A 13,995-nucleotide genomic window follows, 5' to 3' on the forward strand; every position below is an offset into this window, starting at 1 on the left:
ACAATAAGAAAAGCGGAAGCAGCCGTGTAGATTCGACGGGCATAAGACGCTCTGGCGAAGTGGCATCTTTTCAGCCGCACAGCCAGAGTGGCTTATGACCCTAGAATCTGGCTGCTGGAGTCTGGACAATAAGAAAAGCGGAAGCTTAAAACTGTATTTCCAAAACCATAAAAAAACGAAAACTGGCCCGGAATCTCCGGGTCAGTTTTCGTTTATCCATTCCGTTAATGCCTCTACCACCTGATCCTGCTGTTCAATCGGAGTTATTTCGGCTGGGTTATCGCTCTTTTGTTCACCGTATAAACCAAATTGCGCATGATTTCCGCCTTCAATCTCTACAAAAACGCTGTCATCTGAGAACAGTTCACGGCTCGCTTCAATATCTTCAATCGTGGACAAGCCATCCTGTGATCCATATATCGATAACATCGGCAATCCACTCTCCGAAAAATCACCCGCGGGATAAGCCCCCAGAAAATAAAGTCCCGCAAGCTTCGGCGAAGGGTCTTCTGCGTAAAAAGATGCCGCTACACCACCTAGAGAATGGCCGCCAAGAAACCATTCCTCGACTTCCGGATGTTCTTCTATCACAGCATCCGCTGTTCCAGAACCAAGAATCCCAAAATTCAACGGCAATTGAGGAATTGAAACCACAAAGCCTTGGTCACTCAATGATTGGCCAAGATAGGCATAAGCTTCTTTTTCGACTTTGGCACCCTGATACAGGATCACTCCTTTGCCATTCGGCGATTCCGGCTGGAAGATCAGACCTTCTCCGTCACTTTCAACCGTAGACAAATCCACTTTTTCGGCCAGGGTCTCACTTGGCCCATAATCAAATTGGGCGTAAACAACAAAGCTGATAGCTGCAATCACGATTACCGCAATAATTGCCATTACAATACGGAATAGCCATTTTTTCATTAGTGCACCTTCTGTCCCTGCATGTTAGTAAGCCAAGCCGACACGGCTGTGGATAAATTCCTGCGATTCCAGCTGGTGATAGGAGAACTCTGCCGTATCACCAACTGTGATTTCTTTGCCTTCTTCGGGCAGCAAATCTTTTTCTGCACGGTAATTGCCACGGGCCTCGCCGTCCGGCAAGTATGTAGGGCACACAATGGTCCAGTGGAGATCTGTTTTTTCAAACAACCGATAAACCGCCTCATGCTCTTCTGCAGCAAAAGTCAACTTACGCTTGGAATCTCCACCTTCATAACGAAGCAGGCCCGGGCTTAGGCGGCTGTCCAAAATCCCTGCCGTTCCGATGGTAATCACCCGTTTGATGTCGTGGTTTTCCATCGACTTGATGATCAAAGGTGCAGCTTCAGACAAAGTCGTCGTCCGGTCCGTACCAATGGCACTGAAAACCGCATTGGTTCCTGCAATTGTTTTTTCAATATCTTTCACGTTCCGCACATCCCCCACGATAATCTCCAGGTTCGGATGTGCTTCCAGTTTTTTTGAGCGGACCAGGGCCTTAACATGATGGCCATCTGCCAGTGCACGCTTGAGAATTTCGCCTCCTACACGACCCGTCGCTCCGAATATCGCCAGCTTCATTGCTGTTCCCCCTCATCTTTCGTCTATGAAGAAACTTGCCTTATGATCATTTCAAATGATAGCCTTTTTTCGCCAGCGCTTCTTTTAGGTCTTCGCGACGTGGCTTGCCAAGAAAATCTGCCATCTGTTGTGTCCAAGTCGCTGTTTTCTGATTTGAACCGCGGCTGGTGTAATAGGCTTGAATCGTGTTGTCGTATTCAGGCAACAAGGTTTCGTATTTGGCTTCATCGTATTCATTTTCGTGCAGAATCGCTTCTACAGGCAACCGCGGCTTGACTCCATTTGCTTCATTCGGAACACCTACAGTCAGGCCATAAACCGGGAAGACGCCTTCCGGCAAGCCCACCAGGTCGCTGATCGCTTCCACATTGTTGCGGACACCGCCGATATAACAGATGCCGTACCCTTTTGACTCGGCTGCGAGTGTCAGATTCTGCGCCAGCAACCCAACATCGGTTACGGCAACAATCAGGTTTTCTGCACGGTCAAAGACGATTTCCTGCCCCTGCAGCCTGCCCGCCTGCTGCAGCCGATTATAATCGGCGCACATCAGAAAGACCGCTCCCGCACCTTCCATTTGCTTGGCATTCTTAGACAACTCGCCCAACTTTTTGCGTTTCTCGGAATCTGTTACCCAAACAATCGAGTAGGCTTGGACAAAATGGGACGTCGCTGCATGTTGCGCAGCTTCAACCAGTTCACTGACTTCCTCCCGTGACAATTGCTTTTCTTTGTAATCCCGGACAGATGCATGTGCTTTCATTAACTCGATAACCATTGATTGTATCCCCTCTCTGTTCATTTCTTCTATCGTACCAAATTCTCTGCTGCGATACTCTTTTAGTGATTTTTGCTACAATAGAATCTATAGAGGTGAGTAGCTTTGAAAAATACGAAGACCGCTTTTTCTATCCTTTTCTTATTGGTTCTCGGCGGTTTTTTATTCATATGGCTGGAAAAGGAATTGGCGTTTCGCGAAGAACTCGCACAGCGTCCTTTGCCCTCCGGACTGCATCCCATCGTGCAAGAAAAACGCGACTTGTTGGTTTCACAAGCTGCTGAGATTGGTATCGATATTTTGATTACAGACGGCTACCGATCACCGAAAGAACAGGATGGACTTCACAGCCAGGGCCGCAGCACATCAGGATCTATCGTCACACATGCAGAAGCTGGTGAATCCTATCATAACTATGGGCTGGCCATTGATTACGCACTGCGCCTTAATGATGGCTCGGTGGTATGGGATATTGCGCGGGATGATAATGGCAACGGTGAAAGTGATTGGTTTGAAGTCGCAGACATTGGCAAGAAGTTAGGCTTTGATTGGGGTGGTGACTGGCAGCGCTTTAAGGATTACCCACATCTCGAAATGACTTTCGGTTTGTCGATTCGCGAGCTGCAGCAGGGATGGCGCCCTGAAGATAAGATCGAGTAAAAACCTGTGTTTCATCTGGCTTTTGTAACTGACGGACTCACTGCTTCGTCTTATTTACAAAGGAGGTACAAAAGTGATGAAAATAGCCGCGGCAATTTGGATCCCCATTCTCGTTTTGTTGCAGGCAGCTTGTGGCACGGAGGGAACACAGGAAGAAGCCTCAGGTAGTTTAACTGATTTCCAGGTGACTGCTCCTCAGGCCGAGTCGGCAGAAGGTGACTTTATCTATCGTTTGGCAACGGACCAAGAGCAATACATCGAAGGTGAAAAAGTAGCAGTTTATGCTGAATTGGAATACACAGGTAAACTGGAAAGCATTGAAATTTCTCATGCCGCCTCCCCGTTCTATTTCCCGCTTCATGAAGAAACAAGAGATTATTCTGTCGAGTATGCTATGAATGAACCCTTGCTGACCACTGTGCTGGTCAAAGGTGAACCACTGCAGGAACGCTATTCTGGCAGTGGTGGGTACAGTGCAGAAAATGACGATGCCTATATTGCATTTGTCCAAAACATCATGGACAACCAGTTTCCTTCCGGTTACTACAAAGTGGCGGGGTACGCAGACTTTGCTGCGATAAATGCCGATGGTTCCAGCACCCCCCACGAAATCAATGCACAGATCGATTTTAAGGTAGTTCCGAAAAACTAAAGCAACCCGGTTCAATTGAACCGGGTTGCTTTTTGCCAAAATGGCGCCATCATCCATTATTGTAGTGATGCAGGTAAGACAGTGGAGTTATATAGTAAAGTTCCTCAGGACATTTTCGGGAAATTTTATAAAGTTCCCAGAACAGCTCTTCAGAAATTTCATACCGGTTAATCGAGTCCGGCATTCTTTTCATCTTAGGGGTGGCCTGCTCATCCTTGACGTCTTCTATATCTACCCAGATTGTTTTACACTCCTTGGTATTCCTGGATTTTTCAGCAGGAATCTCTACGCTTAAACGTGCAAACAGCGTAATGACGGATTCTCCACCTTCTTCGTATGTGCCCTTAGATCTTGAAAAATAGAAGTTGACTTCTTTATGGTAGGCAGGTGGATTTTTCGGCACGTTCCCTGTCCCCCCTTTCTGATTGAAATATTAGCAATTCGAACAAATAAAAAAGCCGAAAAGCCCCCTATGGAGAGATGCTTATCGGCTTTGCTGGCAGCTCTATTCTCTGCAGCATTGGACCAGATTACTCAATTGCATTTTCCTGTTCATCAGCAAAAAATGTTCATTTGGAAATTATAAGGTGGAAACACTATTAGTTTTCCAGTTATTTTCTACCTTAACGGAGTTTTAAAGATTAGTAAAGGGCTTTGTCTAAATAGTCTTTCAATTTTAAAAAAGCTATTTGCCTAACGGAAATTCCAACACAATCAAAACGGGAAGAAAGAATCAAAGATTCTTTCTTCCCGTTAATTTCATCGAATTGGCGGATGAACTTATTCGATTATTTGTGTACTTTGGTATCTTCTGGACTTTCTTTTAGCCAAACTTCTCCATCTCTATAGACCATTTCCTCTGGATAGCGAAGATCCATAACTTCTTCCTGTGTTTCTTTGGAAGGTGGTTTAGTAGCCAATGAGACCACTATGATCGTGATGATTGCCGATGCAGCGCCAAATACCCCTGCACCTGTGTCGATGATGCCAAATAATGTGAACCCACCATATTGTGCAGCGAAAATATAGATGAGTGTGACGGTCAATCCGACCAACATTCCGGCAATTACCCCCGGACCGTTCGCACGTTTCCACCAAACCCCTAAAATCAATGCAGGAAAGAATGTACCAGAAGCCAAGGCAAATGCCCACGCGACAATTTGTGTAATGGCACCTGGAGGATCCAAGGCAACAATCCCGGCAGCAACAGTCGCAATGATGATTGACCAGCGGCCAACCAATAGACGCTGCCTATCAGTTGCCTTTGGATTGATCGAACGGTAGTAGATATCCTGGGAAATAGATGCGGAAATGGCAATCATCAATCCGCCTGCTGTAGAAAGTGCAGCGGCCATAGCGCCTGCCGCCATCAATCCGACGACAAAAATACCAAGATTTGCAATTTCAGGCGTGGCCATAACAACAATATCCCGGCTGATAACTAATTCAGCCCATTGCAGTATTCCATCCCCATTTTGGTCTGCTACAGATAGCTGTCCCGTATTGACCCAAGATGTGGTCCATGCCGGAAGATCCGCAATTGATGATCCTGCGACCTGTGTCATCAGGATAAAACGAGAAAATGCAGCATAAGCCGGAGCTGAAAGATAAAGCAAACCAATGAACAATAATGCCCATGCTCCGCTCCAACGTGCTGCTTTCATAGTCGGAACTGTATAAAAACGTACAATGACGTGCGGAAGTCCCGCGGTTCCGGCCATCAAAGTAAACATTAAAGCTAAAAACTGCCAACGTGTTGCTTCTGTGAAAGGCACGACGTATTCTGAAATACCCAATTGAACATCCAACACTTGAAGTTCACTGACAATTTGTCCATAAGAAAGCCACGGTATTGGATTACTCGTAAGCTGCAGCGACATGAAAATGACAGGTACCAGGTAGGCGGTGATCAACACAATGTATTGTGCCACCTGTGTCCACGTGATTCCCTTCATCCCACCCACTGCGGAGTAAAATGCAATTAATGCCACACCAATCATCGTACCGATTGCCGTATCCACTTCCAACAAGCGCCCGATTACCACTCCAGACCCTGAAAGCTGGCCGATGGAATAAGTGAAACTGATGATGATTGTAGCGACAGCAGCAATCAAACGGGCTGTGCTGCTCTTATAGCGGTCCCCGATAAATTCCGGCACTGTATAGCGGCCTGATTTTCTCAATTGCGGCGCGAGCAGGAATGTCAACAGCAAATATCCTCCTGTCCAGCCCATAATATAAGCCAGTCCATCATAGCCAAGAAGCATGACTGTTCCTGCCAATCCGATGAAGGAGGCAGCACTCATCCAGTCGGCGCCGATTGCCATTCCGTTGAAGATAGCAGGCACATTGCGTCCTGCTACATAAAAGTCCGATGTCTTTCTAGCCAAGTTATAAAAAGCGATTCCAATATATAACCCGAAGGTTATCAATATAAGTCCTACCGATACAAGAAATTGTGTATCCACTGCCCTTCCCCCTTTTCAAGTCACAAGAAATTTTATCTGGTTGCTTTTTCTCCTTTTTTTCTGAAGTACTTATGCAGCTGGCGATTATTTCTTCTTGCCTTGATCTAGACCGAATTTTTTATCGATATGGTCATTGGTTATTGCATTGATAAATAATAGGAGGATAAAGATCAATACAGCTCCTTGCGCACCCATGAAATAATGGAAAGGAAATCCATTTACGCTGAAACCGGAAAGTTCTTCTGCAAAAAATACTACCCCGAAGGATGCGATAAACCCGATAAGCAAATAAATAGCCACCAGGGTTGTACGAATACGGAAATAAGCATCTGCATCTTTTTTATCAATTTTTTTCAAGAGTTTCACCCCATTCGTTTAATGATGAGCCAACTACTTTGTCGTTCAGCCTTTCAAGTAAAAAATGAAACGGATTGTTTCCATGAAGGGTAAAGGAACCATAATGACCTTCACCAGCATAAAGGCGAAAAGCGATCCAAACGGCACTAAAAAGAAAAGTGGTTTCCGCTTTTTCAATCCTGCTATGACAGAACCCACCGTAATCAAACCAAAAACGATTACCCAGATCATTTCAATCCCCCTTTAAGTTGAAAGCGTACCCATGTAAAAAATATACATGCCCTTTAAAGTTACCTTTGTAACACCTCCTTACCATATTTAGTATTTTCAATACCTTCAATTTTTAATTATTCTAAACTTTCGAACTATTGTCAACCGTTTCTTTTTAATGATACGAAGAGCGTGGGAGCTCGAGAAAATTAAAAAGACGTCTGGTTAGTGGAAAATCACTTAACCAGACGCCTTTTATTTACTAGTAAATTTGAGAGATCAATGCACTCTTTCCGTTTCCCGCTATTCGCCGTGTGCCCACGCAATGCGTGGATCAATCTGTCTGGTCATGCGGACCATAATAGGCTGAAAGCCCATCCGCGGCCAAAAGTAGGAAGCCAATTGGTTTGGTGTATGCCAATCCGCGAAGATATACTCGAATCCCTGCTTCTTCATTTCACCAATGCAATGATTGGCCAATGCACGCCCAACTCCCCTTCCACGAAGGTCGGGATTTGTAGAGGCCGCAGAAAGCTCTGCACAATTCTCGGGCGTTACAAGACTCAGCGGATCTTCTTTACGGAAATACACATGGAACCCAGCAATTCGATCACCTTGCTCAGCCATCCACAAATAAGCGTCCTGATCTTCGGTCAGGGCTTCGTAGCTCTGCTTGACGTCTTCCATCGTTTCCCGCGTTATTGGCAGCCAGGAAGGTGCCGCAGCCTGATGAATGCTGTTCCACATGGCCATTTTTTTTAGCAGGGGTGCATCTTCCCTGCCACCTTTTCGGAACTCAAGCTTTGGCAACGTGCCATTTTTCGGTTCAAAATCATCAAGCGAAAGAATACCGTATTTCTGTTCAAAGCCAAATGATTGATCCAGCCATTGGTCAATGACCGCTTCGTTGCCAAGCGGTGCCAGCAGCATGTGATGGAAATAGCCATGCTTGATCCATTCAGCTCCAGCATCTGCATACAACAGCCTCAACAAACGGGGATTTTCATGCTCGCTGATTGCGATGGATTCATAATCCATCCACACATAGCGGCCATGCTTGGCATCCTCTTTAAATTCATAAAGCAGATAACCGATAACATCAATGCCTCTGACGGCCACGATGCCATTGATGAATGGCCGTTCCAATACCTTCCGCAGGACAGCTTCCGCGTCATCGATTTCTTCAAATCTCGCAGGCAAAAAGCTGAATATTTTCCGTTCCCATTCCTGCCGCTTCGCTAATAGCACTGACATTTGCCGAATATGCTTTTCTTCCATCCCTGTAATTTGAATCATCCACTATCACTCCTCTGAATGAAGTTTCACTTCCAATATTCCGTAATTGCCGACTTTCACTTTTTCACCAAACCGGACTGGAATCGGCTCGACAAAAATAGGGCCATCTATGATGATTGTATGAAATTCCCCTTCTTCACCGCAGGCATCCACGCCCGCAGCTTCCAGTTCACCGATCAGTTCATGGGTAAATTGCCGCCCCAAAAAACGTTCGTCTAGACGCTTCGTATCGACAACAGTAATGACAGCCTGAAATCCTTCGTCAATCAATTCTTCCAACAGTTTTTTTCGCGGCTCCTGCCAAAGGGGATGACTGACATCCATGTCTGCTTCCGCACTGACTTTTTGCACCCACTCCAAATGATCCTGTAAATCGATATCGCCATAAACGCCCATGTCGATGCCCTGCGCTTTAAAGCTCTTCAATTGTTCGATAAATTCCTTTTCATATCCGGACCAGCTGGCTTTGCCGATAACTAAAGGCAAGCCCATGCGCTCAGCCTGCGCTTTCATGACCTCGATCGGCAAACCGTGTGAACGGGATTTGGTGCCATCTTCTTCGAACATCGTAAATAATGCGAGCGGGACATGCCCTTCCAGCACTGCACGGTAATAGGCAAGCGCTGAATCTTTGCCTCCGCTCCATGACATAACAAATGATTTTTGCATAATACACCTCTTCTGTTTTAATTCGCTGTTGTGTTACTAGTTCGCCATCGTCTGATTAAAACCCTTTTGGCCCTCGTGATTTTGATGTTCACAAACCACTGGAACGCATTACAGCCTGACTTAGAGTCCTGTTCATTTCACTAGGTTTTTAATGCGCTAAATTACAGGGGAAAATTTATGAATGGGCCCGGCGAATCAATGGCAAAATTCTGCCGAGTGATCGCCCGAATGAAAATATTCTTCATCTACAAAAAACCAATCGGCGGCGCAGACGGCAAACATGGTATGGAAGATTTTTTGGTCACACAAGTGGTTTATATACAGTACAAGAACGAGAAGTAAATGAACACAAAAAAACACTCTTCCTTTTTCGGAAAAGAGTGTTTTTTACACTATGCAGAATAGCTCTGAAAAAGTCTTCACGCTTTTATTTCGCTTCAGGCAGACGCGTTCGAGCACGGCTTCTGTCGCTCTGTTCGCTCTGCTGCATGATCCACACCCTCTGTAGGGCCAGAAAGCGAGCGGACAGCCTTTGTTAGAAGTTTCTCGACAGCCTAAAAAAGCAGCCGGAAAACTCCCAGCCACTTTTCATCTTTTTATTTACCTACCATGTTCTCCGGTTTAACCCATTCGTCAAACTGATCGGCAGTCAAGTGTCCGCTGTTTACAGCAGACTCTTTTAATGTCGTCCCATCTTTATGGGCTTGTTTGGCAATAGCTGCCGCATTCTCATAGCCGATATGCGGATTTAATGCGGTAACTAGCATCAATGAATTGCTGACGTGGTTTTGAATAATATCCAGGTTGGCTTCAATTCCTACTGCACAATGATCATTGAAGCTGATTAGGCTATCTGTCAGAAGACGGACAGACTGCAGGAAGTTGTAAGCGATGACCGGCTTGAAGACATTCAATTCGAAGTTCCCCTGGCTTGCCGAGAAGCCGATTGTTGCATCGTTGCCCATTACTTGAGCTGCAACCATCGTTAATGCTTCACTTTGAGTCGGGTTGACTTTACCAGGCATGATGGAGCTTCCAGGCTCATTGGCAGGAATCGTAATTTCACCGATTCCGCTGCGAGGGCCGCTTGCCAACCAGCGTACGTCGTTGGCAATTTTCATGGCATCTGCTGCCAATGCTTTGATCGCACCATGTGTGTAAACCATTTCGTCATGGCTCGTCAGTGCATGGAATTTGTTTTCTGCAGAAGTGAAAGAAGTTCCAACCGCTTCACTGATGAACTCCGCAACTGAAGGTCCGAAAGTCGGATCGGCATTGATGCCTGTTCCAACTGCTGTGCCGCCGATTGCCAATTCACGCATATGCTCAACACTTTCGCGAATCATGCGCTCGCTTTTTTCAAGCATGTGCTTCCAGCCACTGATTTCCTGGCCCAATGTCAAAGGCGTCGCATCCTGTAAATGCGTACGTCCAATTTTGATGACTTCGTCGAATTGCTGTTGTTTTTCATCCAATGTTGCCTTCAGCTTTTGAACAGCGGGCACCAGGTTTTCGGTCACTGCCAAAACTCCTGCCACGTGCATAGCTGTCGGATAGGTATCGTTAGAGCTCTGGGACATATTCACGTCATCGTTCGGATGAAGTTTTTCGCCAGAATTCTGCTCTGCTAAAATCTCATTGCCGCGGCGTGCCAGAACTTCGTTCATGTTCATATTGGACTGTGTTCCGCTCCCTGTCTGCCAAACCACTAATGGAAAATGATCGTTCCACTTGCCTTCAATCACTTCATTTGCAGCAAGTTCAACAGCTTTCATCTTCGCTTCGGATAATTTCCCTAGCTTATGGTTCGCTTTGGCCGTCGCTTTTTTCAATTGGGCAAAGGCCATGACGACTTCATGCGGCATGCGTTCTGTACCGATTTCAAAGTTCTGTACGCTGCGCTGTGTTTGAGCACCCCACATTTTGTCCGCTTCAACTTGAATTTCACCGATGGTATCTTTTTCTGTACGATACTGCATTCCATTCACTCCAATTCTGATGTCTATGTATTCTTCTCTTCTATTATAACCACATCCAGCCGCAAAAAAGCGACATATGCAGTTAAAAATCACTGGTTTGGCTGTTGAAAAACTCTTCTATTATCGCTTCATCAGAATGCGGAATATACTCGCCTTTAACGATTTGCGCACCATTAATCGAGCCGCTTGACAACAAGATCAAATCATTCGGACCGCTTTCCTGTAAGGCTGCAAGAACCCCTTCTCGCCTAGAAGTGGCTGTTACGACCTTTTGCTTGTAAGGTACTGTAAAACCTTTTAAAACCGCTTTGATCACGGTACTTGGTTCATAGTCGCCAGGATGATCGACGGTGACCACCAGAACATCGGCCTTTCCTTCAGCTGCTCTAGCCATTTTTGGCATTTTCGAGAAATCCCGTATGCCTATGCCTGTAATCAACGCAATCAACCGATTATGCGACAACTTTTTTACTTCTTGAAGAACAGATGACAAAGCGACTGGTGTATGGGCATAATCCAGGATAACTTTGCGATTTTCCGGGCCGTGGATCACTTGAAAGCGCCCTTCGACCTGAGGCATTTCCGGCAGAACAGCTAAAATGGCTTCCAACTGGACACCTGACAACAGCGCTGTACCAATCGCTGCTGTCAAATTAGCTGCGTTGTATTCACCGTAAAGCGGTACATGCACTGGCCAGCACTTTTCCTGATAGCACAAATCAAATTTCATTCCGGTATCCGAAGACTCGCAAGCCGTCCAAATCAAATCCGCTCCCGAATTCACGCGGTGGCTGTATGTCAAATGAGGATAATCGACAACTTCCAGAATCTCCTTAGCCATTCCTTCATCATCGATATTGACTACGGCAGATTTGGACTGTTCGAATAACAACAATTTAGACTGAAGATAGTGACCAAATGTCTTATGGTATTCCAGATGCTCTTCTGAAATATTGGTATGGATAGCGACGTCAAAATTGATCCCTTCCACCCGTTTTTGGTCAAGTGCGATAGAAGAGACTTCCATTGCCACTGCACGGTCGCCTTCTGTTAGAAACTTCGCAAAAATTTTATGGATATCGGATGAAATCGGAGTGGTGGGAGTGCTTTTGTAGAAAGGAATTTTGCCATTCGCCCCTATAATCCCTGTTGTTCCAATAAATCCGCAAGTGATGCCGAGGAGATTAAACAGATTATAGACGTAGGTGGCAGTCGTTGTTTTTCCATTGGTCCCTGTAACACCAACTTTAAGTAAGCTTTTTTGGGGAGAACTGTAAAAAAAATCAGACATATACGCAAGTGCCACCCGAACATTTTCGACCACTGCAAAAGAAAGGTCCGGGTACTTTTCAGCGTATTGGGCGATTAACCGTTTATTTGACCCAATAATTGTGGAAGCGCCGTTTGCAACAGCTTCCTCAATATACAGATGTCCATCGGTATTTTCACCGGGGACACAAAAGAAAGCACAGTCCTGAGTGACTTGTGTTGAATTGTATTCAATTGAACCGACTTTTGATGTTCCAGGTCCAAATTGATCAGTTATGGGGAAAGACGGAATGCGGGTGAGTTGTATCTCCATTAAAAGGCTCCTTAGGAAAAAAATTATGTCAAATACCTATAGTTTCACAGGAACATGTATCATTATTCTATCATTTCCGCCTGACAGCGCCAACGTTTTCAGTCGAATTAAGTCGAATTTTTCTGAAATAAAGTTTTTTTCCGTGCTTTTTGCGCATAAAAAGAACCCCTTGCCCAAGAACGTCTTTGGGCAGGGGTTGTTCAGCCAGTTCATAGTGCAATTGTTCAATGGTTTGTGCATAATCTGATTTCCCAGTCAGGTTCTCCAGCATTTCCCAGACGTCAATGCCTGACGATTTCTCTTGCATATTCCAGCTGTTTCGATTTCTCCGCTTCTGCGGCTTGTTCAACCGAATAGCTGTCCGCATCCGCTTTCCCCCATTTTAAATCCCTCTTGTGAATTTCATTTTCTTTGTAAAGTCCACGGTTTATAGGCCTGTACGTATAAAGTGCCGTCATTCACTTCAATGATCAATACTTTCTGGTCTTGACCGATGGCTTCATTGTCATAGCCGGTTGCACGCTTTGAAATCATTCCTGCATAATTCTCGAGCACCACTTCTCCGTATCCGTCCACAGGAATTGGAATAATGACACGGCCTACTTGTCCAGGCAGCAAGTCTTCCGAATAGGCAATTGAAGATTCTGCAGAAGAAAGCGGCACTAAAATAAAGACATAAAAAAACAAATCCAATGTAGCCGCAACCCCTGCAGCAATCGCCAAAACTGTCCATTCGTTAAGCTCTGTTGCTGATTCCAGCAACAAGCCGATTGCAGACCCAAATGTAATAAAAGCCAGAATCACGTGCAGATTGAACACCGGCAGAGCTTCTCCAAGATCGGCGATGTCTCCAAAAAAGACATACAACACTGTCAATGCTCCTGCTGCGAGCAGGAGGTACATATAGAGCTGCTCCATGGACAAACTAAAAATAAGCATTCCAAAACATCCCATTCCAGTAATTTAATTTCCATCTTTCTTAATTAATACGCATAACTGGGGAAGAAGTTTCAAAATCCTTTGAAATCCAATTAAAAAACCCGTTCTTTTACAGAACGGGTTTGGCAAATTGAAGTTCATGAAAACCTTGTACCAGCTGAAAACCGATGCCTACATATCCTTCATTGAGCAATTGCTGTTGTTTTTCCAGATCATCCAGCTTTACCGTGACGTAGTCACTATAATGGCCCACTGGATTTTTCAAGTCTTTCACCAGTATATAGCGCTTTAATCCTTCATACTTTTCCTTCAAAGCCGCAATGTGCATCGATTGCGTGAACTTGTCTTTCAGGCTGGGAATATTCATGGGCGCGACCGTACAACAGACATAGCGGAATTCCTCATCCAGATGGAGCAATTCTTTCATGATGACTTCTGCTAATTTTTGCTGCAGGCGATTTCCCCTATACTCAGGAAGAACGACGGAAATTTCCTGGTAAATTACTTTCCTCAGCTGTTCTGGCGGAAGACCGATATCCCAACCTAAATGCTCTTCATCAATTTCCGGGATCAGCAATGCCCTGAAACCAATCAACTCATCTTCGACAAAAGCCCCTACTAGCAATCCACGTTCGTTCAGGATAAATAGAAACTCCTCGGTGGTCAGTGCTTGAAGCGTGGCCTTCTCAGGAAGCGATTCAATTACTTTTTCTTGAATCTGTTCTATTATAGGCAAATCTTCCAAATACAGTCGCTTCATAGAAAAGGGAAGTTTTTTATGAAGCACTTGGTTCGTTATTGTGCCTTCATGGAGCAACTTCATGAGCAATTCTCCTCCGTAT

The 13,995-nt window shown here is 45.2% G+C and carries 17 protein-coding genes; 3 read left to right on the plus strand and 14 right to left on the minus strand.

All coding sequences use genetic code 11. The annotated features are described in order from the left end of the window. Window positions 1-201: 201 nt before the first annotated feature. Genes J7I83_RS08175 through J7I83_RS08185 form a run of 3 tightly spaced genes read right to left on the minus strand, consistent with a single transcriptional unit; the run spans window position 202 to window position 2,341 of the window. A complete protein-coding gene (locus tag J7I83_RS08175; protein WP_215100208.1) occupies window positions 202-924 on the minus strand; it encodes an alpha/beta hydrolase in 723 nt (240 codons plus the stop codon). A 24-nt stretch (window positions 925-948) separates the two neighbouring features. Further along, window positions 949-1,563 (minus strand): NAD(P)-dependent oxidoreductase, encoded by a 615-nt coding sequence (locus tag J7I83_RS08180; protein WP_215100209.1) that lies wholly within the window; start codon window positions 1,561-1,563, stop codon window positions 949-951. Between the two features lie 46 nt (window positions 1,564-1,609). Further along, the gene (locus J7I83_RS08185; RefSeq protein ID WP_215100210.1) at window positions 1,610-2,341 is read right to left on the minus strand and encodes an NADPH-dependent oxidoreductase; all 732 of its coding nucleotides are present in this window, start codon (window positions 2,339-2,341) and stop codon (window positions 1,610-1,612) included. Window positions 2,342-2,446: 105 nt separating this feature from the next. On the opposite strand from J7I83_RS08185, the gene J7I83_RS08190 reads away from it, so the two are divergent. Together J7I83_RS08190 and J7I83_RS08195 are read left to right on the plus strand one after the other, a co-directional pair. Further along, window positions 2,447-3,001 carry a M15 family metallopeptidase gene (locus J7I83_RS08190; RefSeq protein WP_215100211.1) on the plus strand — a complete coding sequence of 185 codons (555 nt, stop codon included), beginning with the start codon at window positions 2,447-2,449 and terminating at the stop codon, window positions 2,999-3,001. A gap of 76 nt (window positions 3,002-3,077) precedes the next feature. Beyond that, a complete protein-coding gene (locus J7I83_RS08195) occupies window positions 3,078-3,653 on the plus strand; it encodes a hypothetical protein (RefSeq protein WP_215100355.1) in 576 nt (191 codons plus the stop codon). 49 nt (window positions 3,654-3,702) lie between these two features. On the opposite strand, the gene J7I83_RS08200 is transcribed toward J7I83_RS08195, so the two are convergent. From J7I83_RS08200 to J7I83_RS08225, 6 genes are all read right to left on the minus strand, one after another. Further along, entirely contained in the window at window positions 3,703-4,056 is a 354-nt protein-coding gene (locus J7I83_RS08200; RefSeq protein ID WP_215100212.1) for a hypothetical protein, read from the minus strand. A 385-nt stretch (window positions 4,057-4,441) separates the two neighbouring features. After that, a complete protein-coding gene (locus J7I83_RS08205) occupies window positions 4,442-6,121 on the minus strand; it encodes a sodium:solute symporter family protein (RefSeq protein WP_215100213.1) in 1,680 nt (559 codons plus the stop codon). 84 nt (window positions 6,122-6,205) lie between these two features. After that, on the minus strand, window positions 6,206-6,478 hold the full coding sequence (locus tag J7I83_RS08210) for a DUF4212 domain-containing protein (protein WP_215100214.1): 273 nt from the start codon (window positions 6,476-6,478) through the stop codon (window positions 6,206-6,208). A gap of 45 nt (window positions 6,479-6,523) precedes the next feature. After that, window positions 6,524-6,709 (minus strand): hypothetical protein, encoded by a 186-nt coding sequence (locus J7I83_RS08215; RefSeq protein WP_215100215.1) that lies wholly within the window; start codon window positions 6,707-6,709, stop codon window positions 6,524-6,526. 282 nt (window positions 6,710-6,991) lie between these two features. Beyond that, entirely contained in the window at window positions 6,992-7,984 is a 993-nt protein-coding gene (locus tag J7I83_RS08220; protein ID WP_215100216.1) for a GNAT family N-acetyltransferase, read from the minus strand. Window positions 7,985-7,990: 6 nt separating this feature from the next. Continuing rightward, entirely contained in the window at window positions 7,991-8,653 is a 663-nt protein-coding gene (locus J7I83_RS08225) for a Dph6-related ATP pyrophosphatase (protein ID WP_215100217.1), read from the minus strand. A 177-nt stretch (window positions 8,654-8,830) separates the two neighbouring features. On the opposite strand from J7I83_RS08225, the gene J7I83_RS08230 reads away from it, so the two are divergent. Next, window positions 8,831-8,995 carry a hypothetical protein gene (locus J7I83_RS08230; RefSeq protein WP_215100365.1) on the plus strand — a complete coding sequence of 55 codons (165 nt, stop codon included), beginning with the start codon at window positions 8,831-8,833 and terminating at the stop codon, window positions 8,993-8,995. A gap of 254 nt (window positions 8,996-9,249) precedes the next feature. On the opposite strand, the gene fumC is transcribed toward J7I83_RS08230, so the two are convergent. From fumC to J7I83_RS08255, 5 genes are all read right to left on the minus strand, one after another. Further along, entirely contained in the window at window positions 9,250-10,632 is a 1,383-nt protein-coding gene (gene fumC, locus J7I83_RS08235; RefSeq protein ID WP_215100218.1) for a class II fumarate hydratase, read from the minus strand. Between the two features lie 82 nt (window positions 10,633-10,714). Next, window positions 10,715-12,214, minus strand: a complete 1,500-nt coding sequence (locus J7I83_RS08240; protein ID WP_215100219.1) for a UDP-N-acetylmuramoyl-L-alanyl-D-glutamate--2,6-diaminopimelate ligase — start codon at window positions 12,212-12,214, stop codon at window positions 10,715-10,717. Window positions 12,215-12,284: 70 nt separating this feature from the next. After that, a complete protein-coding gene (locus J7I83_RS08245) occupies window positions 12,285-12,581 on the minus strand; it encodes a hypothetical protein (RefSeq protein ID WP_215100220.1) in 297 nt (98 codons plus the stop codon). Between the two features lie 35 nt (window positions 12,582-12,616). Continuing rightward, entirely contained in the window at window positions 12,617-13,153 is a 537-nt protein-coding gene (locus tag J7I83_RS08250; protein WP_215100221.1) for an NfeD family membrane protein, read from the minus strand. Window positions 13,154-13,262: 109 nt separating this feature from the next. Next, window positions 13,263-13,976: a hypothetical protein gene (locus J7I83_RS08255; RefSeq protein ID WP_215100222.1), complete on the minus strand. Its 714-nt coding sequence runs from the start codon at window positions 13,974-13,976 to the stop codon at window positions 13,263-13,265. Window positions 13,977-13,995 lie beyond the last annotated feature (19 nt).

The sequence above is a fragment of the Planococcus sp. ISL-110 genome, assembly GCF_018613575.1.
In the GTDB taxonomy this organism is placed as follows: domain Bacteria; phylum Bacillota; class Bacilli; order Bacillales_A; family Planococcaceae; genus Planococcus.

Excerpts from the sequence above, each read along its gene's own strand:
- J7I83_RS08250 (WP_215100221.1), bottom strand. The coding sequence starts at position 13,153 with ATGCTTATTTTTAGTTTGTCCATGGAGCAGCTCTATATGTACCTCCTG.
- J7I83_RS08180 (WP_215100209.1), bottom strand. The coding sequence starts at position 1,563 with ATGAAGCTGGCGATATTCGGAGCGACGGGTCGTGTAGGAGGCGAAATT.
- J7I83_RS08175 (WP_215100208.1), bottom strand. The coding sequence starts at position 924 with ATGAAAAAATGGCTATTCCGTATTGTAATGGCAATTATTGCGGTAATC.
- J7I83_RS08245 (WP_215100220.1), bottom strand. The coding sequence starts at position 12,581 with ATGCGGACAGCTATTCGGTTGAACAAGCCGCAGAAGCGGAGAAATCGA.
- J7I83_RS08240 (WP_215100219.1), bottom strand. The coding sequence starts at position 12,214 with ATGGAGATACAACTCACCCGCATTCCGTCTTTCCCCATAACTGATCAA.
- J7I83_RS08220 (WP_215100216.1), bottom strand. The coding sequence starts at position 7,984 with ATGATTCAAATTACAGGGATGGAAGAAAAGCATATTCGGCAAATGTCA.
- fumC (WP_215100218.1), bottom strand. The coding sequence starts at position 10,632 with ATGCAGTATCGTACAGAAAAAGATACCATCGGTGAAATTCAAGTTGAA.
- J7I83_RS08225 (WP_215100217.1), bottom strand. The coding sequence starts at position 8,653 with ATGCAAAAATCATTTGTTATGTCATGGAGCGGAGGCAAAGATTCAGCG.
- J7I83_RS08230 (WP_215100365.1), top strand. The coding sequence starts at position 8,831 with ATGAATGGGCCCGGCGAATCAATGGCAAAATTCTGCCGAGTGATCGCC.
- J7I83_RS08255 (WP_215100222.1), bottom strand. The coding sequence starts at position 13,976 with ATGAAGTTGCTCCATGAAGGCACAATAACGAACCAAGTGCTTCATAAA.
- J7I83_RS08215 (WP_215100215.1), bottom strand. The coding sequence starts at position 6,709 with ATGATCTGGGTAATCGTTTTTGGTTTGATTACGGTGGGTTCTGTCATA.
- J7I83_RS08185 (WP_215100210.1), bottom strand. The coding sequence starts at position 2,341 with ATGGTTATCGAGTTAATGAAAGCACATGCATCTGTCCGGGATTACAAA.
- J7I83_RS08195 (WP_215100355.1), top strand. The coding sequence starts at position 3,078 with ATGAAAATAGCCGCGGCAATTTGGATCCCCATTCTCGTTTTGTTGCAG.